The organism is Citrobacter sp. 506, assembly GCF_050434985.1.
Classification (GTDB): Bacteria; Pseudomonadota; Gammaproteobacteria; order Enterobacterales; family Enterobacteriaceae; genus Citrobacter; species Citrobacter braakii.
Genome location: NZ_JBNDJN010000006.1, coordinates 194,816 through 215,647 on the forward strand (window position 1 = coordinate 194,816; position 20,832 = coordinate 215,647).

A 20,832-nucleotide genomic window follows, 5' to 3' on the forward strand; every position below is an offset into this window, starting at 1 on the left:
AAAAGCAGACCATAAATGCCACGCTATCAGCAAATCGCCCGTCAGTTAAAAAACGCCATTGAGAAAGGTGAACTAAAGCCAGGCACAAGATTGCCCTCCAGTCGGACCTGGGCCCAGGAGCTGGGGGTATCACGTTCGACGGTGGAAAATGCCTATGCAGATCTGGTGGCGCAGGGCTGGCTCGCGCGACGCGGGCAGGCAGGAACATTTGTCAGTGAGCAACTGCGACCGGAAAACGCACCTGTGTCTCCCGCCATCTTCGCCGGAGAAAACCCCAGGCCGCAGCCTTTTCAGATGGGATTACCCGCACTCGATCTCTTCCCGCGGGACGTCTGGGCGCGGGTGATGGGGCGGCGTTTACGCACCCAAACGCGTTTTGACCTGGCCGTGGGCGATGTTTGCGGCGAACGGGTTTTACGTCAGGCGATTGTCGATTACCTGCGCGTCTCACGCAGTATTGAGTGCCAGCCGGAGCAGATTTTTATTACTTCAGGCTACGCGGCATCAATGACGTTAACCCTGCGCGCTCTGTCTCAACCCGGTGAGGGGATGTGGGTCGAAGCTCCTGGCTTTCCGTTGATTCACCCTGTGGTGGCTCAGGAGCGCATTGAGCTGATGCCGGTGGCAGTTGATGCCGATGGCCTGGATGTCTGCGCTGGGATCCGTGACTACCCGCAGGCGCGTTTTGTGCTGCTCACACCCGCACACCAAAGTCCGCTGGGCGTCGCCCTGTCATTAGACCGTCGCCACCAACTGCTTGAATGGGCGACTCGGGCACAGGCGTGGATCATTGAAGATGATTACGACAGTGAATTTCGCTATCACGGTAAACCGTTGCCGCCGCTAAAAAGTCTGGATGCGCCCCAGCGGGTGATTTATGCCGGAACGTTCAGCAAATCGATGTTTCCGGCTTTGCGCACGGCATGGCTGGTGGTACCCCTGACTCAGGTCGAACATTTTCGTCAGCAGGCGGCGCTAACGGCCTGTAGCGTTCCGGTTTTATGGCAGCAAACGCTGGCGGATTTTATGCAAGATGGCCACTTCTGGCGCCACTTAAAACGTATGCGCCAGAATTATGCCCTGCGACGTCAATGGATGGAAAACGCGCTGAGCGAACAAGGATTTAACGTCATTCCTCAGGAAGGAGGGATTCAGTTGGTGATAACTGTCGACGGAGATGATGTTGCGCTAGTGCGCAAAGCGAATCAGGCCGGGCTGGCGGTTCAGGCGTTAAGCCGCTGGCGAATAACTTCAGCAGGAAAGGGGGGAATATTGCTGTCGTTTACCAACATCAGCTCGGTGGAAATGGCGCAGCAGGCGGCGTATCAACTGCGGATGTCGCTGACATAATTCTGCGCGGTTCTTAAGATATTCGTCCCACCATCGCCACTCGTTTATGGACTTTTCTGAAAGCGTTGCTAATGCTGAATCAGGTAAGGTAAGCCCGCAGTAAAAAAGATAACGAGGAAAATATATGTATTTACGACCTGATGAGGTGGCGCGCGTACTTGAAAAAGTGGGCTTTACCGTCGATGTAGTGACGCAAAAAACGTACGGCTATCGTCGTGGCGAAAATTATGTGTACGTTAACCGTGAAGCACGTATGGGACGTACCGCATTAGTTATCCATCCCACGCTAAAAGAGCGCAGCTCTTCGCTGGCGGAACCTGCGACGGATATTAAAACCTGCGATCACTACCAGCAATTCCCGCTATATTTAGCCGGAGAGACTCACGAACATTATGGTATTCCGCACGGCTTCAGTTCGCGAATTGCGCTTGAGCGTTATCTGAGTGGGTTGTTTGGCGACGTTAGTTCAAACTAATAATGCGACTGGCAGGGCCAGTCGCGAAGAGATCTGTCAGGCTTTAGCCTGGTGATAGCTGCTGACCTTAAACAGGCGGCGGCAATAATCAAGAAAGTAGCCATAGACTGCGCCCATCAGCATTGATACCACGATGTTCGAACTTACTGCAGCCGTAATCTGGTGCCAGTCGGCGCCAACCGTCAAAAGAATAATCACATACACTGGTGACTGGAAGGTGACATAAGCCAGCACGTCCGCCAGGTTTTTCCCCCATCCTGCTTGCGTGGCTTTACGCGCTGCGCGCATAAACAAATCGCGATACATGCCGTATGGCCACGCGATCAGTATGTTGACGGGGATAGCCACCAGTCTGGAGTACAGAGACTGTTCGAAGCTCATTCCAGAAAGGAATATTTCGATCAACATGTTCACGACAGAACAATAAACAACCATCGCGAACGTGTCTGCTACTGCATGACGCAAGCGTGACTGCGGAGAGAACATGTTAATGCTCCTTGTAATAAGGGAAAAAAAGGTTTTGAATACCTTCTTGCTAGTGATTTGTCTTGCTGCTTTCGCGTTTGAATAGGATATCTGCCTGGATAATAACTAGCAACTAGCTTAAAATTTTTATTTATTACTTTTTTGTCGATAAAATGCTCTGTGGTGGTTTGTTTTTTGTTCGTTTTGGTATTTTCGTTGCTTATTTAATTAAAGGCATTTTAGATCAATGGGTTATGGGAATTTGTTTTTCTGAATTTTTTGCGCTCCTTTTCTCAATGTTGACTAATGTGCAATATGTATACGCACCGGTTCCGCGCGATGTTGTGGCCTGTTTCTCGAGTGATACCCTGAGACTCCTTGCAAGTATATTTATAGCGACTAGCAGAGGAATAGAATATATCGCATAGGCGATATCAAAATGGATGCGATAAATACACGAATTAGCTTTTTTGATTAGTAATATGCGAATAAATTAGACTGGAAATATAATAAGCAGTTGCATACAATATTTAGGGTAATACCGTTTTTATGTTTTACGTTAAAGAGGTTTTGTTAATATGAGTTCAATGTTAAAAAACTTAAATAATATCCGCTCGCTGCGTGCAATGGCTCGTGAATTTTCCGTTGACGTGCTGGAAGATATGCTTGAAAAATTCAGGGTAGTGACCAAAGAACGCCGCGATGAAGAAGAGCAACTACAGCGCCAACGTGCAGAACAGCAGGAAAAAATTAATACTTTGCTGGCGCTGATGCAGGCAGACGGGATCAATCCGGAAGAGCTACTGAGCATGACGCCTGCGACGGCACGTTCAGTTAAAAAACGTCAGCCGCGCCCGGCGAAATATCGTTTTACCGATCTCAATGGTGAAACAAAAACATGGACCGGACAAGGTCGCACACCGAAGCCAATTGCCCAGGCACTGGCTGCCGGTAAATCTCTTGATGACTTTTTGATCTGATTATTAATGCGGTGAGGGCGACCTCACCGCTTATTTTCAGCAAACGCCAAAATCACCCTCTTCGGTATATCGCGTCACGTCAGCTGCTTTTAGCGTGAATTTTTCGCCGCTTTCATTACTGGCGTGTACCGCCACAATGTGATCGCCATTGACTTCGACAACTTTCAGTTTAGGTCCACCCATGCGTGGTTGAACCAGATCGCCAGGTTTAAACATATTGCTCTCCTTTATTTATCGCAGAACTCACCATAGATCACGTCAATCAGCGGGTACAGCGCAGTTTCAATGATTACCGCTTAATGAGTACGTCGGTTCCAGGGCATGATATCCAGCAATCGCGCCATGCCGCAAAAGCCGGTCACGCCAGCGAGTATTAGCCCGGCGCCCACGAAACCGCTCAGCAGGAAGAAGGCGCTGCTAACGGTGTAGCCCAGAATGACGCCGAGTAAGGCAAGGCTGCCGGCGGCTATCTGCACCTGGCGCATCAGCGGTAACGGTTGTGAACGATCTTTTGCCACCGGAAAACCTGCGGCTTTCCAGCCGTCAATACCACCTTCCAACAACCAGACCTGCGCAGGCGCGGCAATAGCGTTCAGTTTTGTCGCCGCGTTTTGTGTACGTTTGCCTGACTGGCAGTGAAAAATCACCTGCCCGGCGCGTAAATTCGCAGGCAGCGATCCCTGCTCTAGCGTAGGTAATGGCGCCAGATGCGCCTCCGGAATATGCTCGTACAGATACTCGTCAGCATCGCGGATATCAATCAGTTTTGCGCCTTGTGCGACCAGCGTCTGCGCCTCGCGCGGGGAAATCGTCCCAATGGTCATGATGGCTCCTTATGGGCAATACAGTGTTTTTAATGTGGCGATCAGTGAATTCACGGCCGCATTTTTGATGGAGTACAGGATGCGCTGGGCATCGCGTTGGCTGTCTATCAGGCCCTCTTCACGCATACGCGCCAGATGCTGCGAAGTGGCGGAAGGACTCAGGCCGGTAACACGGGCTAATTCGCCCGCGCTGGTACCGGGTGAGCCGCAGAGCATGCACAAAATCAGCAACCTTTTCGGGTTACTCATCGCTTTTAGCAGGGCGGCAGCCTGCTCAGCGCTGGCCTGGAGTTGTTCAAGTTCAGTCATATGTATTTAAGCATGTTCTAAATTAAGCTTATTCTAAAATAAACGGTCAACGTACGCCAGCGTAAAGAGCGTAAAGGAGGGTAAAACAGCAGGGGAAGGCTGGCAGAGTTAGGTACACTGACTATGCTTAGAGATAAAATCTCTTTTTAAACAATGAGTAACTTTTTGCTTGTATGGAGTGTGTATGGGTTTCTGGAGAATCGTTTTTACTATTATTCTGCCCCCGCTTGGCGTGCTGCTGGGGAAGGGCTTCGGCTGGGCATTTATCCTCAATATTGTTCTGACGCTGCTGGGCTACATCCCGGGTCTGATCCACGCCTTCTGGATACAAACGCGTAGCTAATTACCTTTCTACTACGGCGCTCTGGCGCCGTTTTCTTTGCGCTTCTTTCTCCTCTGCTACACTTCCTGGTGTTGATTGTTAACTACCGAGGTGGATATGGGACTCTTTAATTTTGTAAAAGATGCGGGTGAAAAACTGTGGGATGCGGTTACTGGCAACCATGACACTGCCGATCTGGCAAAAAAGGTACAGGAACACCTGAACAAAACGGGCATCCCGGATGCGGATAAAGTGAACGTCCAAATTAACGAAGGTAAAGCCACCGTTTCTGGCGATGGATTAAGTCAGGAAGCGAAAGAAAAAATCCTGATTGCGATTGGTAATATCTCTGGTATTGCCAGCGTCGACGATCAGGTAAAAACTTCTGCACCGGCGAGTGAAAGCCAGTTTTATACCGTAAAATCAGGAGATACCCTGAGCGCTATTGCCAAACAGGTATACGGTAACGCCAACCTGTATAACCAGATATTTGAAGCGAATAAACCGATGCTTAAAAGCCCGGATAAAATTTATCCAGGGCAGGTTTTGCGTATTCCAGAACAATAAGAATGTTCAGGCTTATTGCGTCAGCAATTTGCCGGACATCGCTTGTTGAATAATCGGAATGGGCGTCAGCAGGTGCTGGCGCATTAATTCGCTGGCACGTGCAGCATCGCGTGCCAGAATTGCTTCGGTCAGCGTTTGGTGCTGATCGTGTTTATCTTCCAACATCTCCACCGACAGCACCGTCTTTCGCAGCCAGATAAACCGGTAGCGCGCCGCCAAATCGAATAGCCGTTCGCGCATTTGCAGCAGATACTGTGAACCGCAGCCAGCGACAATTGCCGAATGAAAAGCCTGATGGCGCTGATCCCACTCGTCGAGCATCTGTTCACTGGCGTCAACGGCTTCAAGCTTGCCGAGCATATGCGCCCGCGCCAGAATTTCAGCTTCCCAGGCGTCGTCGCCGCGTTCAATGGCCAGCGCGACCAGCATGGCTTCCATATTGGCGCGGGCATCGAAAATATCGAGCAACTCCTGTTCGGACATTGGGGCGACACGATACCCTTTCTGATTGACCACCGTGACCAGCCGCTCGGCAACCAACTGCGAAAGCGCTTCGCGTAGCGGTCCCACGCCAAGCTCATAGCGTGAGGTCAGCAGGCTCATACGCAGTTTTTCATCAGGCTGATACACACCGCGGATGATGTCGTTTTTCAGCCAGCGGTATCCATCAATGGCCGTCGGTTGGGGAATGGCGGTCATGGTCTTACTCCTGAACGGTTTTCCCGGCCTGCGCCGGGAAAAGGTTTAATGCGTATTTTGCAACGGTGCTTTTTGCCACGATAGCAGTTTTTTCCAGCGTGACATAATAGGCACGGTGCAAATAATTCCTATGGCTAACAACCCGGTAGAGATAACTTCCAGTTGTTGAGCCGGGCGAAAGAGCATCACCACCAGCACAAAGATAATAAAGGCGATTACCAGCCAGGTAAGCCACGGATAGAGCCACATTTTCAGTTTAATTTCACCGCCTCGCGCCAGCAGGATTTTGCGCATCCGCAGTTGGGAAATTGCAATCACCAGATAAACCAGCAGGGCGATGGCACCGGAGCTGTCGATCAGGAATTTGAACACCTTGGCCGGGGCGTAATAGTTGACCACCACGGTGAGGAACGCGGCACCCGTAGACAGCAGCACCGCCACATAAGGCGTTTTACTCCGGTTCGTTTTACCCATAAAGGCGGGAGCATCGCCACGACGGCTCAGGGAGTAAAGCATACGCGAGGACGTATACAGCGCGGAGTTCAGACAACTGGTTACCGACAGCAATATGACACAGTCCATGATCAGCTTCGCGTGTGGGATATGCAGTAACTCCAGCACCGAGCGGTAAGAGCCCACCTCTTTCAGTCCCGGCATGTTCCACGGAATCAGCGCGACGACCACGAAAATAGAGCACAGATAGAAGATGGAGATACGCCAGATAACCGAGTTGGTGGCGCGGACGATGTGCTTATCCGGGGTATCGGACTCGGCGGCGGCGATGGTAACAATCTCTGCGCCCATAAAGGAGAACATGGTGATTAGCATCGCGCTGATCACCGCGCCAAAGCCGTTGGGCATGAAGCCGCCCTGATCCCACAGGCGCGAAACTCCGCTGACCTCGGCATAGGGGTAGAAACCGCTAATCGCCACCGCGCCGAGAGTGATAAACGCCAGTATGGCAATCACTTTGCACAGCGCCAGCCAGAACTCGAACTCACCGTAATTTTTGACGCTCAGCAAATTACTGCCGGTTAATGCCAACGTGATAACCAGAGAAAACAGCCAGATAGGAATGCCTGGAACCCAGGAGTGCAGAATGATGGCGGCGATATTCGCTTCCAGCGGGATAACCAACACCCAGAACCACCAGTACAGCCAGCCGATGGTATAACCCGCCCACGGCCCGATGGCCTTATCGGCGTAGGTGGAAAAGGAACCGGTATCCGGGGTGGCAACGGCCATTTCGGCCAGCATGCGCATAATCATCACCACCAGCAATCCGGCGAACAGATAGGCCAGTAATACTGCGGGACCGGCTTCTGCAATCGCCACGCTTGAACCCACAAACAAACTTGCGCCGATAACCCCGGCAATAGACAGCATGGTGACGTGGCGTGATTTCAGCCCGCCCCCTAAATCATGTGATTGTGACACTTGCCCCATCTTTTAAACCTCTCGAAAGTATTTCACTTGGGAGAGCACCCCGGCATTCCCGCGCCGGGGCACGCGTATTTATTGTTATTGACCCTGTCTGCCGGATGGCGGCTCCGCCTTATCCGGCCTGAGGATTGCGTTTTTTATTGGTCGAATGCGGTGTTAACCCTGCTTCGCTTCGGCAAAACACTGAGCGATAATGTCCAGCCCCTGGCGGATTTGGGCATCTTCAATGGTCAGTGGGACAAGAATGCGCAGTACGTTGTAGTAAGGTCCGCAGGAGAGCAGAATCAGCCCTTTATCGCGCGCACGCGCGACGATTTCCGCGGTCAGTTTGGCGTCTGGTTTCGTGTGATCGCCGTCTTCAAACAGTTCGATTGCGATCATCGCTCCCAGCCCGCGTACATCGCCAATCTCGCGGTGGGTTTCCGCGATAGCCAGCAGGCCTTCGCGCAGGGTTTGCCCCAGCTCGTTGGCTTTTTGCAGCAGATTTTCCTGTTCGAAAATATTCAGTACCGCCAGTGCGGCGGCACAGGCAATCGGGTTACCGGCATAGGTACCGCCCAGACCGCCCGGTGGGATTGCGTCCATGACTTCGGCGCGTCCGGTCACTCCCGCCAGCGGGAAGCCACCGGCGATAGATTTGGCGAAGGTGGTGAGATCGGGCGCAACGCCCATCTGCTCCATAGCGAACAGCGTACCGGTACGGCCCGCGCCGCTCTGTACTTCATCGGCAATCAGCATGATGCCGTGCTCGTCACAAATGGCGCGTAGACGTTGCATAAAAGCAGGAGAGGCGGCGTAAAAACCACCTTCGCCCTGGACGGGCTCAATCACGATGGCGGCAACGTCTTCCGGAGCGGCATCATTTTTGAAGATACGGTGAATGCTGGCGATAGCATCGTCTTCACTGATGCCGTGCAGCGGGCAAGGATAAAGCGCACGATACACGTGGCCCGGCATTAACCCCATTCCTGCAGAGTACGGGTTTACTTTCCCGGTCAGCGACAGGGTGTAGTGGGTTCGACCGTGGTAAGCGCCGCTGAAGGCGATAGTGCCGGTTCGTTTGGTGGCGGCGCGGGCGATTTTCACCGCGTTTTCCACCGCTTCCGAGCCGGTTGTCACCAGCAGGGTTTTTTTGGCGAAATCGCCCGGCACTTTCTTATTCATGATTTCGCACAGCTCCAGGTACGGCTCATAGGCCAGCACCTGGAAACAGGTATGGGACAGCTTTTTCAACTGTGCTTCTACCGCAGAGACGATCTGCGGGTGCAGGTGGCCGGTGTTCAGCACCGCAATACCGCCAGCAAAATCGAGGAATTCACGGCCTTCAACGTCCCAGACTCGACAGTTTTCTGCACGCTCGGCAAAAATAGGGTGGATTTGTCCTACGCCACGGGGAACGGCGTTGCTGCGACGTTGCATAAGTTCTTTGTTGGTGCTCATCAGGTGTTCTCCAGTATTTATTTTATTAAAGGCCGATGCACATATATTTGATTTCTAAGTAGTCTTCGATGCCGTATTTCGATCCTTCACGGCCAAGACCGGAGGCTTTGATTCCCCCAAACGGGGCGACTTCGTTGGAGATAATGCCGGTGTTAATCCCGACAATGCCGTATTCCAGCGCTTCGCCAACGCGAAAGACGCGGCTCAAATCACGGGCGTAGAAATAGGCGGCCAGACCAAACTCGGTGTCATTGGCCTGAGCGATGACGTCAGCCTCGTCCTTAAACCGGAACAGCGGAGCCAGCGGGCCGAATGTCTCTTCTTTGGCGACCTTCGCGTTATCAGGCACATCCACCAAAATGGTGGGCTGGAAGAAGTTGCCGCCGAGTGCGTGAGGTTTGCCACCCGCGATAATGCGCGCGCCTTTATCCAGAGCATCGGCGATGTGTTCCTGCACTTTGGCTACCGCTTTCTCGTCGATCAGCGGCCCGGTAGTGACGTCAGGCTGCAGACCATCACCGAGGTGCAGTTTGCTCACTGCCTGCTGGAGTTTTTCGGCAAAACGGTCATACACGCCGTCCTGCACGTACAGGCGGTTGGCGCAGACACAGGTTTGGCCAGCGTTACGGAACTTCGATGCCAGTGCGCCTTCTACGGCTTTATCGAGATCGGCATCGTCAAAGACGATAAACGGCGCATTGCCGCCCAGCTCCAGCGACACTTTTTTGATGTCTTTGGCGCACTGCTGCATTAACTGACGGCCAATTTCGGTTGAGCCGGTAAATGACAGCTTGCGTACCAGCGGGTTGCCGGTCAGCTCGTTGCCGACTGCGCTCGCTGAACCGGTCACCACGCTGAAAACGCCTGCCGGGATCCCGGCGCGATTGGCAAGCTCTGCCAGCGCCAGTGCGGAGTAGGGGGTCTGGCTGGCCGGTTTAAGCACCATTGTGCAACCAGCCGCCAGCGCCGGACCGGCTTTGCGGGTAATCATCGCCGCGGGGAAGTTCCACGGCGTAATCGCGGCGGTAACGCCGATCGGCTGTTTGATGACGATTAGGCGTTTGTCGGCCTGGTGGCCGGGGATCGTATCGCCATAGATACGTTTGCCCTCTTCGGCAAACCACTCAATAAAGGAAGCGGCATAGGTGATTTCACCTTTGGCTTCTGCCAGCGGTTTACCCTGTTCCAGGGTCATCAGACGGGCGAGATCGTCCTGATGCTCAATCATCAGGTTGAACCAGCGGCGCAGGATGTTGGCCCGCTCTTTGGCGGTCAGCGCACGCCAGGCGGGCAGAGCGCGGTTAGCGGCGTTAATCGCTTCGCGGGTTTCATCCGCCCCCATTTTCGGTACGCTACCTAATTGCTGACCGTTGGCGGGGTTGGTCACCGCGATGGTCTCGCCGCTGTTGGCGTCACGCCAGTTGCCGTCGATCAGTGCTTGCTGGCGAAATAAGGTTGGATCGTTAAGTTGCATAATTGCGTCCTGTCTAAATCGTTTTAACGGGTGAATGCGGCGTGTAATGTTTCCACGCTACGTGCCGCACGCAGCGTGCGTCCGGGATTACTCTGGTTCTCCAGCAGCGCATGAACTTTGCTGACAATATGCGCGCCGATAGGGATCGCCGACGTTGCTGCCGGAGAAGGCGCGTTACAGGTGTGAATTGAGCGTGGCGTGGTGACAAACAGGAAATCGTCGATTAGCTTGCCGTCCGGCGACACAGCCTGTGCCCGCACGCCTGCAGGCCAGGGCTGCAGATCCTTGAGCGTCAGACTCGGGCAGTACTTTTGTACCAGCCGCAGATAACCGCTTTTGCACAGCGAATTCTTCATTTCGCCAAGTCCTGAGCGCAGGTTGTTTTGCAGCACGCGACGAATGCCGGAAGAGCTGAGGATCTCCAGCGTATCGCTGAGCGAGAAGTCGCGTTTACGGTAGCCTTCACGTTTAAATGCCAGTACCGCGTTGGGGCCCACGGTGACGCTGCCGTCAATCATCCGGGTCAGATGAACGCCGAGAAACGGCATCGCCGGGTCGGGGATGGGGTAGATCAGATGGTTGACTATCTGGTTATGTTCTGACGCCAGACGGAAATATTCGCCACGGAACGGACAGATGATAAAGCCGGGTTCAACGCCGAGCATTTTCACTAGTCGGTCCGCCATCAGGCCAGAGCAGCTGATCAGCGTCGCTCCCTCAAATTCCTGACCCTGACGGGTATGTACGACAACGCCCGCAGCGTGCTCTTTTAGCGCGCTGACCTCAGCGTTGTAGATAATCTCACCGCCTTTGGCCTGAAATATCTTCGCCATCGCAGCGGTGACTTCGCGGTAGCTGACGATCCCGCTCGACGGAACAAAAATACCGCCCAGCCCGGTGATGTTGGGTTCACGCTCGCGAAGCTCCTGCGCATTCAGCCATTCGCGCTCAAGGCCGTTAGCGGCGGTGCGATCCCACAGCGCGCGCATGCGCTCCATTTCCAGTTCGGAGGTGGCAACCAGCATTTTTCCGCAGACGTCGTAGCGGATGCCGTTTTGATCGCAAAAGGCTTTTGTGGCGCGATTTCCGGCCAGGCAAAACTGCGCCTTCAGGCTGCCGGGGGTGTAATAGACCCCGGCATGAATTACGCCGCTGTTGTGGCCCGTCTGATGACAGGCCGGGCCGGACTCTTTTTCCAGCAGCGCGATTCTGGCGTCCGGATAGACATCAATCAGCTGCATGGCGGTCGACATGCCGATAATGCCGCCGCCAATAATCACAAAATCATACATCCGCTTTATTCCTTCGCGCTTACTGATGGGTCTGGTAGTGGTTTGTCGCGTAAGCGAAATAACCACGCTGGCGCATCAGTTCGCGGCGCAGGTCAGGATGCGAGGTGAAGCGATCGCGACCGTGCAACCAGAACAGGTTGTTGATTAACAGGAATTTACCGACTGAAACCGGAACGGAAATAATGGCCTTGCTGGTTTCCAACGCATCGGACAAATCGCTCAGCCAGACGCCTTCTTCATAATCTTTTGGCTGGACGAACTGGTCGATGTAGCGCATCACCGGGCGGCCCTGCTGGTCAACGTCAAACACCGGATGGAACACTTCCTGGCTGACGTTTTTGCTTGGCGGTGCGGCAAAGCGCATGGCGCGACGCGCCAGCGGGTGGGTAAAGTACTGATCCAGATGTTCCCAGTCGTCGAGGTGCAGCAGCAGCGAGTTACCGCCGGTCATGTTCTGCTCGTCAATCTTCATCATCAGCACATAGTCGGTGATTTCTTCGAGGTAGGTTCCGTCGTTATGCAGCTCCATTACACGGTGCGGCTGGCGCAGATAGCTGTCTGAGTTATCAACGTTTTTCACCACAAAACGGGCATAGTATTGACCGCTCATCGCATCAAAATTGGAGCGCCCGATAAGATGCGCTACCGCCGTCGCCAGCTTGACCATCTCTTCAGCCTGTGCCACATCATCCACGCCAACGGCGTTGATCAGTAGTGCGCCTTCGGCACGATCGAGCAACGTTTTCAGCAGCAAAGGCTGCAACTGATTACCGCACAGGTCGTCGAGGATCTTGCCCACTTTGAAGCGCAGGAAGGATTTGTATTCCAGTGCCTGCACCGGCCACTGCGCTACGGCTTTCAGAAATTGCTCAGTGGTCTCAGCGGAAAAAGTCAGCTCCAGCAGGCGTGGGGACTGGGCTGATGGTTTCAACGTGAAACCGCTGTAGTGCTGGGCTGGATCATCAGCGTTCGGTTTTACGGCAGTCAGTGCGTTCATCAAATCGTTCCTCTCAGTAGATTGTCAGGGAGATATGGCGCAGCTCGTTTCGTAGCCATAAATTAAAAATATCTACATTTTTGAAAAACGCGCACAGAATGGGCTTATTTGTTTATTATTTGTGATCAAAAACAACAATTATTTAACATTATAAAAAGTGAGGTTAAGTGCGGGGAGGAGAAGGGATGACAGGTAATGTTATTTTAAAACAAAGAGTTAATTATGCGCCGCTGAGGGTAACTCAACGGCAGCAGCAAAGTCAGTAACCGACTTTATAAATGCGTCCGGTTTGGATGCCTTCCACGCTGCGGCGATAGGCGTTGGCAACGGTAGCGGCGGGGACGCTTTCAAAGCCTGGGAAGAAACCATCGTATGCTTCGGCGGATTCACTGAGTACGGTTGGGCTTATCAGGTTTATGCGCTGACCACGACCTAGCTCACAGGCAGCAGCGCGCACAAATCCTTCCAGCCCGGCATTGATCGTTGCCGCATTCGCCCCTTGTGCGATGGGTTCATGGGCGATAATGCCGCTAATTAGCGTAATCGAGCCGCCATCATTGAGGAAATGTTGCCCGGTTAATGCCAGACGTATCTGGCCTAACAGCTTATCCTGTAATCCCTGATTAAAGTCCTCGTCGGTCATTGTCGACAGCGGGCCAAAGAACAGGTTGCCGGTGGCGGAAACGATCGCATCTACCCGACCGACTTTTTCAAACAATGCCCCGACACTCTCCTGCGAGGTGATATCGACCTGGTAATCTCCCTGCGTGCGACCTACGCGGATCACCTCATGTTTACGGCTTAACGTTTCTGTGACTGCGCGCCCCACTGTACCGCTGGCACCAATAATGACGATTTTCATAACCACCTCCAGAATAGTGTGAGCCACTATTCTTTAATGAAAATGAAATCGGATAAACTGGCTATAAGTTAGATGATTACTAACCAGGGGTTTGTAATATGGATAAGCTGCGCGGCATGGAAACGTTTATCGCCGTGGTGGAGAGCGGAAGCTTTACCTCTGCGGCAACAAGACTCGAGATGTCTGCGGTGATGGTGGGAAAATATATCACCCAACTGGAAGCACAGCTTGGCACGCGTCTGCTGGAGCGCAATACTCGCCGCCAGAGCCTGACCGATGCCGGGCGTGTCTATTTTGAAGAAGCCCGCCGCGTGCTGGAGCAGGTGTCGATAGCCGAGCGTTCGGTAGAGCGTCTGCGGCTGGCCCCTGCGGGGACGCTGCGCATTAGCGCGCCTACTTCTTTTGGCGCTTGCGTTATCTCGCCGCTGGCCGCTGCGTTTTTACAGGCATGGCCGGAAGTGCGCATTGAGCTGGATCTGACCAACCGGATGGTTGATCTGGTGAATGAAGGCGTCGACCTGGCGATCCGTATTGGCGATATCCATCAGACTGATGTGGTGGCGAAATACCTGTGCCCTTACCGTATGGCGATCTGTGCATCAAAGGATTATCTTGCCCGTCATGGCACGCCCCTTACGCCAGCGGATCTGGTTGATCATCTGTGCCTGTCCCATACCGTGTGGACGGCTCGCAACGAATGGATACTGCCTGGCGTGACGGGTGAAGTCAGATGGAAGCGTGATGCGATCCTGCGCTGTAACGATGGTCATGGCCTGCGTATGGCGGCGGTAGCGGGGGCCGGACTGTTATTGCAACCGGAGGTGCTGCTGGCGCAAGAGTTGGCTACCGGGAAACTGGTTCGGATACTGGAAAAGTTTACGCCGCAGCCGCGGCCGATTCATCTACTGTGGCGACAAGATTTGCGTCCGCTGCCTAAGCTGACGCGGTTTGTTGAGCACGTACTCAGTGCCGTTCAGGAATTAAGATGAAAATGCCGGATAAGACGCGTCAGCGCCGTTATCCGGCATATTATTAGCTGATATCCACCTGTGGTTTGCTGTTACGTTTACGAATCAGGCGTAGCACTGGCGGGACCACGATAACCAGTACCGCCATCACCAGCAGCACTTTCGCCACGCCGCTGGCCCACAGAATATCCATATTACCGTTACTGATAGACAGCGCCCGACGCAGGTTCTGCTCCAGCATTTCCCCCAGAACGAAGCCTAAAATCAACGGCGACATCGGGAAGTGCATTTTGCGCAATATGTAGCCCAGCACGCCGAGGGCAACCATCAGCACCAGATCGAAAGTGGTGCTGTGGACGGCATACACGCCCACCGCGGAGACTGCCGCGATAGCCGGTACCAAAAACCACAAGGGGATGGTCAGCATACGGGTAAACAGGCCGATCAACGGGATGTTCATCACCAGCAGCATCACGTTAGCAATCAGCAGCGCCGCAATCAGCCCCCAGACGATGTCCGGCTGTTCGGTGAACATGGCCGGACCCGGGGTGATATTGTACAGCGTCAGCGCGCCCATCATCACCGCCGTGGTGCCGGAGCCCGGTACGCCGAGCGTCAGCATCGGGATAAAGGAGCCACAGGCCGAGGCGTTGTTGGCGGCTTCGGGGGCCGCCACGCCGCGTATATCCCCTTTGCCGAAGCTGTCGCTATTGCCGCTGAGCTTTTTCTCGGTCATATAGGTGATAGCGCTGGCAATGGTTGCGCCCGCGCCAGGCAGGACGCCGACGAAAAAGCCAATCACCGATGAACGCAGGGTTGCGCCAACGCACTGCGCACCTTCTTTGGCGTTAAATAACATGCGGCCCGTTTTACGCACCAGCGTCTGGCCACTGCTGGTATGTTCCAGCATTAACAGTATTTCAGAGACTGAGAACAGCCCAATCACTACCACGATAAACTGCACACCGTCGGAGAGATGAACGCTGTCAAAGGTAAAGCGATAAACCCCGGTATTGGCGTCTACGCCGACGGTCGCAAGGCCGAGACCGATAAGCGCTGCCAGAAATGATTTCAGCGGGTTTTGCGCCATCATGCTGCCGAGGCAGGCAATGGCGAAAACCATTAAGGCAAAGTATTCCGCCGGACCGAAGGCCAGCGACCATTGGGCTAACGCCGGGGCAAACAGAATGATGCCGCCAATAGCGATAAGCGAACCAATGAAAGAGCTGACCGCCGAGATAGAGAGCGCAACGCCGCCGCGGCCTTGCTGCGCCATCGGGTAGCCATCCAGCGCGGTCATAATCGCCGCCGCATCGCCGGGAACATTCAGCAAGATGGAGGAGATACGTCCGCCGTATTCGCAACCTATGTAGACCGTAGCTAGCAGGATCAGCGCAGATTCTGCTGGCAGATGCAAAGCGAAGGCCAGAGGCAGCAGGATCGCCACGCCGTTAATGGGTCCAAGACCAGGCAACAGCCCGACAATGGTACCGACAAAACAGCCAATCAGGGCGATGACCAGGTTTTCCGGCGTCATGGCCACCGCGAAACCCTGAGAAAGATAAATCCAGGTATCCATCGTTTCTCCGTTAACCCAGCCAGGCGCCGAGTGGTAAGGTGACGTCAAGCAGCCGGTCAAAGGCATACCACAGCAGAATGCCGAGTACCGCGCCGGAAATCCCCGCAGCCGGAATCGTTGCGCCGAACAGCATGCCAATCACCACGGTGAGAATGGCGGTGGCGATGGGAAAACCGAGCCATTCGAAACCCCAGGCGTACATCAACAGAACAATCACCATCGTCAGCAGCTTTTGCAGCACGTGACGGCGGGGCCAACTGATGGTGTCGGGATGGCGCAACAGCAGCGCCACGGCGCATACCAGCATCAGGCTGATAATGCCAAGCGGAAAGGGACGCGGCCCAACCGGCTCATAGCTGTATTCGCTGGTGATTTGCCAGGCCACGAACAGCCCGGCTATACAGAGCAACAGCCAGATACTTGCAAAAATACGATCGCTCATCATCTTTGCCTCTGCGCTTATTTCGCCAGACCGAAGGCTTTCGCCTGCTCACGGTAATCCGTGACCTGCTTTTTCACGTATTCGTCGAGCTGCTTACCGCTCATGTTGAATTCAAACAGGCCGCGCAGATCGCGCTGCTTTTTAAACTCATCGGTCTGCTGGAGTTTGTTAAAGGCATCAACCCACCACTGATACTCGGCGTCGCTGACTTTTGGTCCAACGTAGAAGCCACGAATGATGGGCCACACGAGGTCGTAACCCTGCTCTTTGGCGGTTGGTACGTTAGCTAACTGGCCTGGCAGACGTTCATCAGAGAACACGGCGAGCACGCGGATTTTGTCGCCGCTAAGATAAGGCACCATCTCGCTGAGATCGCCGGAAACCACCTGTACGTGATTCCCCATCAGCGCGGTGACCGGTTCGCCGCCGCCCTCAAAGGCCACATAGCGCATCTTGTGTGGATCGACGTTGGCTTTTTGCGCCAGCAGCGCCGACTTCATCCAGTCCTGACTACCGATAGAGGCGCCTGCGCCAATGACCACGCTGTTAGGATCTTTCTCCATTGCCGTCAGCAGATCTTTCAGCGTTTTCCATGGTGAGTCCTGGCGTACGGCAATCATGCCGTAGTCAGTGCCCACACTTGCCAGCCAGCGGACATCATCAACGCCGTAGCGACCAAACTTCCCTTGTGACAGGTTCAGCAGCGAGCCGCCGGAGAATGCCACTACGGTACCCGCTTCAGCCGGACGTTGCGCGACGATCGCGTTATAGGCCACGGCGCCAACGCCACCGGGCATGTAGGTAACGCGCATCGGTTTTTCGATAGCGCCGGTTTCCATCATGCTCACTTGAATCAACTTACAGGTGAGATCGAAACCACCGCCAGGTTTAGCAGGGGCGATACATTCTGTGCGCGATGGCGCTTGTTCCGCCAGAACAGAGGTACTCATCAGTAAAATGCTTGCAGTAAGGGTACGAAGTAACTGTTTTTTCATTGTTTATCCTCACGCCGGAAAACCGGATTTTCGGGTACGGAAGAAGATTTTTGTGATTATGTGAGCCGATGTGTAGCAGTTCGGTTGCATGATTGTTAAAACATTAACCTTTCAATTCCCTTTCAATGCGGCAGAAACTTTACAGGATGTGATATGCGTCTCTTATTAGCGGAAGATAACCGTGAGTTAGCTCACTGGCTGGAGAAAGCGCTGGTGCAAAACGGTTTTGCCGTCGACTGCGTTTTTGATGGGCTGGCGGCCGACCATCTTTTACAGAGCGAAACGTACGCGCTGGCGGTGCTGGATATCAATATGCCGGGACTGGATGGTCTTGACGTCGTTCAGCGCCTGCGCAAACGCGGGCAGACGCTTCCTGTGCTGCTGCTGACGGCGCGCAGCGCGGTGGCCGATCGGGTGAAAGGATTGAACGTCGGGGCCGATGATTATCTGGCAAAACCGTTTGAAATCGAGGAGCTGGATGCGCGGCTGAGGGCTTTGCTACGCCGCAGCGCGGGGCAGGTGCAGGGCATACAGCAACTGGGCGAACTGGCGTTTCACGATGAGGGCTATTTTCTGTTGCAGGGGCAGCCGCTGGCGCTCACGCCGCGCGAACAGGCATTGCTGACGGTGCTGATGTACCGTCGATTGCGACCGGTTTCGCGTCAACAGTTGTTTGAACAGGTCTTCAGTCTAAACGATGAGGTCAGCCCCGAAAGCATTGAATTGTACATCCATCGTCTGCGTAAAAAGCTACAGGGAAGCGATGTGCGCATCGCCACGCTACGCGGGCTGGGCTATGTGCTGGAGCGTAGCGATGAAGTGGGTTAAACCCCAATCGTTGTACCTGCAACTGCTGATGTTTCTGGGTTTGCCGCTCATGTTGTTGTGGGGACTGTCGGCATTTAACAGCTATGTCAGCGCGCTACAGGCGGCGACGCAGGCGTATGACCGGACGCTGCTCTCGTCTGCCAGAACCGTCTCCGAGCGACTGGTGGTGCACAACAAACAGCTGGAAGTGAATGTGCCGTGGGTGGTGCTGGACAGCTTTGAACTGAATATGAACGACAGGTTGTATTACAAGGTGGTCGATCCGGCGGGGAAGGTTATCTCAGGTTATGACGATTTGCCTGCGATGCCGCCTGCGACATCGCGTACGCGGCTTTATCCGGCGCTGGCGTGGTTTTATCACACTGAATATCGCGGGGAGGCAATTCGCGTGGCGCGTCTGCTGCAGCCCGTCAACGAGGGCTGCATTATCGGCATGGCCGAGATTTATGTCGCCGAAACGCTGCAATCGCGACGTTACCTGGCGCGACAGCTGCTGTTTTCCTCGTGGGTTTCGCAAGGGCTGCTGGTGCTGCTCACGCTGGTACTGGTCGGCTGGCTGCTGCGTCGGGTGTTACGCCCGATGCGCCAGTTGTCATCGCTGATGGTGCGTCGCGAGCCTGGGCTGCTGACGCCGTTGCCGGAGCTGCTGCCGTGGTCGGAAACCCGTCTGTTGATTGTGGCATTCAACCGTTATCTGGACCGACTTCGCGGCCTGATCTCTCGCCAGGAACGCTTCAGCGCGGATGCTTCCCATCAGCTTAAAACGCCGCTGGCGGTGCTAAAAACTCAGGCGGCGGTGGCCCTCGCCAGCCAGCAGCCGCAGCAATGGTATGAGAGTCTGCAAGCCATGAGCTCCACGCTGGACAACACCATTCAACTGACGGAAAGGCTGTTACAGCTGTCGGCTGTGAAGCGCAAAGAGCAAGGAGAAAGGCACTTCTCGCCGGTTAATTTGTATGAGGTGGTGCAAAGCAGTTGTTTCACGCGACTGGCGCAGGCGCGCAGTAAAGGGATCGATCTGGGCTATGAAGGGGAACAGAATGCGGTGTGGATTGAGGGCGATGAAGTCCTGCTTGGCGAACTGTGCGGGAATCTGCTGGATAACGCACTGAAATACACGCCGCCGCATGGTGTGGTAACCGCCCGTCTGCTGCGAAAAGGAGAGGCGGTGGTGCTGGTGGTTGAAGATAGCGGGCCGGGCATCGATGAGCAGATGGTGCACCAGGCGCTGCTACCGTTTCACCGCCTTGATAACGTCGGTAATGTCCCTGGCGCCGGGATAGGCCTGGCGCTGGTCAACGACATTGCTCGTCTGCACCGCACGCACCCTCAGCTATCACGGAGTGAAACATTAGGCGGGTTAAGCGTACGACTGCGGTTTTTATGCCTGGTGCGAGACGCGCAGGACGATCAGCATCGTCCTGCGCCTGTTATTTAAAGGTCACCGTTGCATTGACAGGGATACTAAATGTGCCGGGTTGGGGAGGATTTTTCAACCAGAACAGGGTTGCCATGAACTCTTTGCGTCGGCTGTCGCTCTGGTTGGTAAACGCGCTGCTGGCAAAATCGATACGGTTGCCGCTGATAATGTCCCCGGAGCCGGGGTGTGCAGCATCCTGGAGCGTAACGCCGATATCTGGCGTCCCCTGACCGGTAAAAACTGCGCCGCTGTTGCTCGTGGTGCCGGTAAACGTTACCGCGTAGTTGATGCCGCGACATTCATGCTTCCCGGCGGCTTCTGCGGCAATAACGGCAAACTGTTTACTGTGGCTGTTATCTTTTCCCACTTTTGCTTCGGTAATGCTGATCCTGCCAAACTCGACGGTATCCGTTCCTTTGTCAGAGCTGATAGAGACGATCGGTTCGCAGTTGATATAACTGATGTTATTCAGGCCATTAAGCGCGGGGCCAAAGTTTTTTGCCGGATTGCTGGTGGAGCAATGCGAACCGCAGGCGTTAATGCTGCCAATACCGTCGACGACGAAAACTTTGTTGATGGTGCGACCGGCCAGCGCAGGCAAAGGATCCGGGAGTTTTCCGGTAGCGACCAGACTGAGGTTAAAGGTGAAAGAAAATGTTTGTGGGCGCGCCTGGCAGTCACTGGCATGGCTGTGGTTATTACTGCTGCAGTAGTTGTCTGAACGTGTTCGAGGCAACGTTGCCTGATATTGGGTGGTGACGGCCTGGGCGCTTTGATCGTAGGGGCGACCATCAATGCTCACCACCAGTTTCATATTGGTTCCCTGCAGAAAATGCGCAAACTCATGATCAGGGTCGATGTAGATTCTGGCGGCTTCGCCGTGGGGCATATAATCTGTGTCGCGGCAAGTGACGCTAACGGTTTGCGGATTGGACACCCAAACGGTGTCCCCAGCGGTGGTACTGTGGCTGATTTTAATGGGATCAACGTGTACGGAGACGCTGTTTGCTGTACAGGTAACCGCATAGCTTGCACTACTGAACATCGGCAAACAAAGCAGCACCACGAGTTTAACTATTTTTAACGGATTCATTGATTGCA

At 54.2% G+C, this 20,832-nt stretch carries 23 protein-coding genes; 8 read left to right on the forward strand and 15 right to left on the reverse strand.

Annotation, left to right across the window (positions count from 1 at the left end; all coding sequences use genetic code 11):
- The first annotated feature begins 15 nt into the window (after positions 1-15).
- On the forward strand, positions 16-1,350 hold the full coding sequence (locus ABIE10_RS20685) for a PLP-dependent aminotransferase family protein (RefSeq protein WP_429156905.1): 1,335 nt from the start codon (positions 16-18) through the stop codon (positions 1,348-1,350).
- A gap of 124 nt (positions 1,351-1,474) precedes the next feature.
- Positions 1,475-1,825, forward strand: a complete 351-nt coding sequence (locus ABIE10_RS20690) for a DUF2002 family protein (RefSeq protein ID WP_016154145.1) — start codon at positions 1,475-1,477, stop codon at positions 1,823-1,825.
- A 36-nt stretch (positions 1,826-1,861) separates the two neighbouring features.
- On the opposite strand, the gene alaE is transcribed toward ABIE10_RS20690, so the two are convergent.
- Positions 1,862-2,311 (reverse strand): L-alanine exporter AlaE, encoded by a 450-nt coding sequence (alaE, locus tag ABIE10_RS20695; RefSeq protein ID WP_016154144.1) that lies wholly within the window; start codon positions 2,309-2,311, stop codon positions 1,862-1,864.
- Positions 2,312-2,868: 557 nt separating this feature from the next.
- On the opposite strand from alaE, the gene stpA reads away from it, so the two are divergent.
- A complete protein-coding gene (stpA, locus tag ABIE10_RS20700; RefSeq protein ID WP_019077523.1) occupies positions 2,869-3,270 on the forward strand; it encodes a DNA-binding protein StpA in 402 nt (133 codons plus the stop codon).
- 36 nt (positions 3,271-3,306) lie between these two features.
- Here stpA and ABIE10_RS20705 read toward each other — a convergent pair whose 3' ends face one another.
- From ABIE10_RS20705 to ABIE10_RS20715, 3 genes are all read right to left on the reverse strand, one after another.
- On the reverse strand, positions 3,307-3,486 hold the full coding sequence (locus tag ABIE10_RS20705) for a hypothetical protein (protein WP_016154141.1): 180 nt from the start codon (positions 3,484-3,486) through the stop codon (positions 3,307-3,309).
- 80 nt (positions 3,487-3,566) lie between these two features.
- Positions 3,567-4,094: a rhodanese family protein gene (locus ABIE10_RS20710; protein WP_016154140.1), complete on the reverse strand. Its 528-nt coding sequence runs from the start codon at positions 4,092-4,094 to the stop codon at positions 3,567-3,569.
- Positions 4,095-4,103: 9 nt separating this feature from the next.
- Positions 4,104-4,403 (reverse strand): ArsR/SmtB family transcription factor, encoded by a 300-nt coding sequence (locus ABIE10_RS20715; RefSeq protein ID WP_016154139.1) that lies wholly within the window; start codon positions 4,401-4,403, stop codon positions 4,104-4,106.
- 184 nt (positions 4,404-4,587) lie between these two features.
- Here ABIE10_RS20715 and ABIE10_RS20720 point away from each other — a divergent pair, with 184 nt between their 5' ends.
- Together ABIE10_RS20720 and lysM are read left to right on the forward strand one after the other, a co-directional pair.
- Positions 4,588-4,746 carry a YqaE/Pmp3 family membrane protein gene (locus tag ABIE10_RS20720; RefSeq protein ID WP_049270951.1) on the forward strand — a complete coding sequence of 53 codons (159 nt, stop codon included), beginning with the start codon at positions 4,588-4,590 and terminating at the stop codon, positions 4,744-4,746.
- A 96-nt stretch (positions 4,747-4,842) separates the two neighbouring features.
- A complete protein-coding gene (gene lysM / locus ABIE10_RS20725; RefSeq protein WP_016154138.1) occupies positions 4,843-5,292 on the forward strand; it encodes a peptidoglycan-binding protein LysM in 450 nt (149 codons plus the stop codon).
- A 12-nt stretch (positions 5,293-5,304) separates the two neighbouring features.
- On the opposite strand, the gene csiR is transcribed toward lysM, so the two are convergent.
- From csiR to ABIE10_RS20760, 7 genes are all read right to left on the reverse strand, one after another.
- On the reverse strand, positions 5,305-5,991 hold the full coding sequence (gene csiR / locus ABIE10_RS20730; RefSeq protein WP_049270954.1) for a DNA-binding transcriptional regulator CsiR: 687 nt from the start codon (positions 5,989-5,991) through the stop codon (positions 5,305-5,307).
- A 45-nt stretch (positions 5,992-6,036) separates the two neighbouring features.
- Positions 6,037-7,437: a GABA permease gene (gene gabP / locus ABIE10_RS20735; protein ID WP_016154136.1), complete on the reverse strand. Its 1,401-nt coding sequence runs from the start codon at positions 7,435-7,437 to the stop codon at positions 6,037-6,039.
- Between the two features lie 153 nt (positions 7,438-7,590).
- Positions 7,591-8,874: a 4-aminobutyrate--2-oxoglutarate transaminase gene (gabT, locus tag ABIE10_RS20740; RefSeq protein WP_101700153.1), complete on the reverse strand. Its 1,284-nt coding sequence runs from the start codon at positions 8,872-8,874 to the stop codon at positions 7,591-7,593.
- A gap of 25 nt (positions 8,875-8,899) precedes the next feature.
- Positions 8,900-10,348 carry an NADP-dependent succinate-semialdehyde dehydrogenase gene (gabD, locus tag ABIE10_RS20745; RefSeq protein ID WP_016154134.1) on the reverse strand — a complete coding sequence of 483 codons (1,449 nt, stop codon included), beginning with the start codon at positions 10,346-10,348 and terminating at the stop codon, positions 8,900-8,902.
- 23 nt (positions 10,349-10,371) lie between these two features.
- Positions 10,372-11,640 (reverse strand): L-2-hydroxyglutarate oxidase, encoded by a 1,269-nt coding sequence (gene lhgO / locus ABIE10_RS20750; RefSeq protein WP_016157289.1) that lies wholly within the window; start codon positions 11,638-11,640, stop codon positions 10,372-10,374.
- Between the two features lie 19 nt (positions 11,641-11,659).
- Positions 11,660-12,637 carry a glutarate dioxygenase GlaH gene (gene glaH, locus ABIE10_RS20755; RefSeq protein ID WP_016154132.1) on the reverse strand — a complete coding sequence of 326 codons (978 nt, stop codon included), beginning with the start codon at positions 12,635-12,637 and terminating at the stop codon, positions 11,660-11,662.
- Between the two features lie 259 nt (positions 12,638-12,896).
- Positions 12,897-13,499 (reverse strand): short chain dehydrogenase, encoded by a 603-nt coding sequence (locus tag ABIE10_RS20760; RefSeq protein WP_016154131.1) that lies wholly within the window; start codon positions 13,497-13,499, stop codon positions 12,897-12,899.
- Between the two features lie 98 nt (positions 13,500-13,597).
- Between ABIE10_RS20760 and ABIE10_RS20765 the strand changes: the two genes are divergently transcribed.
- Positions 13,598-14,488, forward strand: coding sequence for a LysR family transcriptional regulator (locus ABIE10_RS20765; protein WP_080859119.1), 891 nt, complete (start codon positions 13,598-13,600; stop codon positions 14,486-14,488).
- Positions 14,489-14,531: 43 nt separating this feature from the next.
- Here the strand turns inward: ABIE10_RS20765 and ABIE10_RS20770 are convergent, their stop codons facing one another.
- From ABIE10_RS20770 to ABIE10_RS20780, 3 genes are read right to left on the reverse strand one after another with little or no spacing between them, the layout of a single operon-like run.
- Complete coding sequence (locus tag ABIE10_RS20770) at positions 14,532-16,046, reverse strand: tripartite tricarboxylate transporter permease (protein ID WP_016154129.1); 1,515 nt, start codon at positions 16,044-16,046, stop codon at positions 14,532-14,534.
- Positions 16,047-16,056: 10 nt separating this feature from the next.
- The gene (locus tag ABIE10_RS20775) at positions 16,057-16,491 is read right to left on the reverse strand and encodes a tripartite tricarboxylate transporter TctB family protein (RefSeq protein ID WP_429156913.1); all 435 of its coding nucleotides are present in this window, start codon (positions 16,489-16,491) and stop codon (positions 16,057-16,059) included.
- Positions 16,492-16,505: 14 nt separating this feature from the next.
- Positions 16,506-17,483 (reverse strand): Bug family tripartite tricarboxylate transporter substrate binding protein, encoded by a 978-nt coding sequence (locus tag ABIE10_RS20780; protein ID WP_080859118.1) that lies wholly within the window; start codon positions 17,481-17,483, stop codon positions 16,506-16,508.
- A 153-nt stretch (positions 17,484-17,636) separates the two neighbouring features.
- Here ABIE10_RS20780 and tctD point away from each other — a divergent pair, with 153 nt between their 5' ends.
- Both tctD and ABIE10_RS20790 read left to right on the forward strand, forming a co-directional pair.
- On the forward strand, positions 17,637-18,311 hold the full coding sequence (tctD, locus tag ABIE10_RS20785) for a transcriptional regulator TctD (protein WP_049043323.1): 675 nt from the start codon (positions 17,637-17,639) through the stop codon (positions 18,309-18,311).
- Entirely contained in the window at positions 18,298-19,749 is a 1,452-nt protein-coding gene (locus ABIE10_RS20790) for a sensor histidine kinase (protein WP_235117338.1), read from the forward strand. The genes tctD and ABIE10_RS20790 overlap by 14 nt, the downstream gene beginning before the upstream one ends.
- On the opposite strand, the gene ABIE10_RS20795 is transcribed toward ABIE10_RS20790, so the two are convergent.
- Entirely contained in the window at positions 19,742-20,824 is a 1,083-nt protein-coding gene (locus ABIE10_RS20795) for a fimbrial protein (protein ID WP_429156916.1), read from the reverse strand. The genes ABIE10_RS20790 and ABIE10_RS20795 overlap by 8 nt on opposite strands.
- Between the last annotated feature and the right edge of the window lie 8 nt (positions 20,825-20,832).

Excerpts from the sequence above, each read along its gene's own strand:
- ABIE10_RS20685 (WP_429156905.1), top strand. The coding sequence starts at position 16 with ATGCCACGCTATCAGCAAATCGCCCGTCAGTTAAAAAACGCCATTGAG.
- ABIE10_RS20690 (WP_016154145.1), top strand. The coding sequence starts at position 1,475 with ATGTATTTACGACCTGATGAGGTGGCGCGCGTACTTGAAAAAGTGGGC.
- alaE (WP_016154144.1), bottom strand. The coding sequence starts at position 2,311 with ATGTTCTCTCCGCAGTCACGCTTGCGTCATGCAGTAGCAGACACGTTC.
- stpA (WP_019077523.1), top strand. The coding sequence starts at position 2,869 with ATGAGTTCAATGTTAAAAAACTTAAATAATATCCGCTCGCTGCGTGCA.
- ABIE10_RS20705 (WP_016154141.1), bottom strand. The coding sequence starts at position 3,486 with ATGTTTAAACCTGGCGATCTGGTTCAACCACGCATGGGTGGACCTAAA.
- ABIE10_RS20710 (WP_016154140.1), bottom strand. The coding sequence starts at position 4,094 with ATGACCATTGGGACGATTTCCCCGCGCGAGGCGCAGACGCTGGTCGCA.
- ABIE10_RS20715 (WP_016154139.1), bottom strand. The coding sequence starts at position 4,403 with ATGACTGAACTTGAACAACTCCAGGCCAGCGCTGAGCAGGCTGCCGCC.
- ABIE10_RS20720 (WP_049270951.1), top strand. The coding sequence starts at position 4,588 with ATGGGTTTCTGGAGAATCGTTTTTACTATTATTCTGCCCCCGCTTGGC.
- lysM (WP_016154138.1), top strand. The coding sequence starts at position 4,843 with ATGGGACTCTTTAATTTTGTAAAAGATGCGGGTGAAAAACTGTGGGAT.
- csiR (WP_049270954.1), bottom strand. The coding sequence starts at position 5,991 with ATGACCGCCATTCCCCAACCGACGGCCATTGATGGATACCGCTGGCTG.
- gabP (WP_016154136.1), bottom strand. The coding sequence starts at position 7,437 with ATGGGGCAAGTGTCACAATCACATGATTTAGGGGGCGGGCTGAAATCA.
- gabT (WP_101700153.1), bottom strand. The coding sequence starts at position 8,874 with ATGAGCACCAACAAAGAACTTATGCAACGTCGCAGCAACGCCGTTCCC.
- gabD (WP_016154134.1), bottom strand. The coding sequence starts at position 10,348 with ATGCAACTTAACGATCCAACCTTATTTCGCCAGCAAGCACTGATCGAC.
- lhgO (WP_016157289.1), bottom strand. The coding sequence starts at position 11,640 with ATGTATGATTTTGTGATTATTGGCGGCGGCATTATCGGCATGTCGACC.
- glaH (WP_016154132.1), bottom strand. The coding sequence starts at position 12,637 with ATGAACGCACTGACTGCCGTAAAACCGAACGCTGATGATCCAGCCCAG.
- ABIE10_RS20760 (WP_016154131.1), bottom strand. The coding sequence starts at position 13,499 with ATGAAAATCGTCATTATTGGTGCCAGCGGTACAGTGGGGCGCGCAGTC.
- ABIE10_RS20765 (WP_080859119.1), top strand. The coding sequence starts at position 13,598 with ATGGATAAGCTGCGCGGCATGGAAACGTTTATCGCCGTGGTGGAGAGC.
- ABIE10_RS20770 (WP_016154129.1), bottom strand. The coding sequence starts at position 16,046 with ATGGATACCTGGATTTATCTTTCTCAGGGTTTCGCGGTGGCCATGACG.
- ABIE10_RS20775 (WP_429156913.1), bottom strand. The coding sequence starts at position 16,491 with ATGATGAGCGATCGTATTTTTGCAAGTATCTGGCTGTTGCTCTGTATA.
- ABIE10_RS20780 (WP_080859118.1), bottom strand. The coding sequence starts at position 17,483 with ATGAAAAAACAGTTACTTCGTACCCTTACTGCAAGCATTTTACTGATG.
- tctD (WP_049043323.1), top strand. The coding sequence starts at position 17,637 with ATGCGTCTCTTATTAGCGGAAGATAACCGTGAGTTAGCTCACTGGCTG.
- ABIE10_RS20790 (WP_235117338.1), top strand. The coding sequence starts at position 18,298 with ATGAAGTGGGTTAAACCCCAATCGTTGTACCTGCAACTGCTGATGTTT.
- ABIE10_RS20795 (WP_429156916.1), bottom strand. The coding sequence starts at position 20,824 with ATGAATCCGTTAAAAATAGTTAAACTCGTGGTGCTGCTTTGTTTGCCG.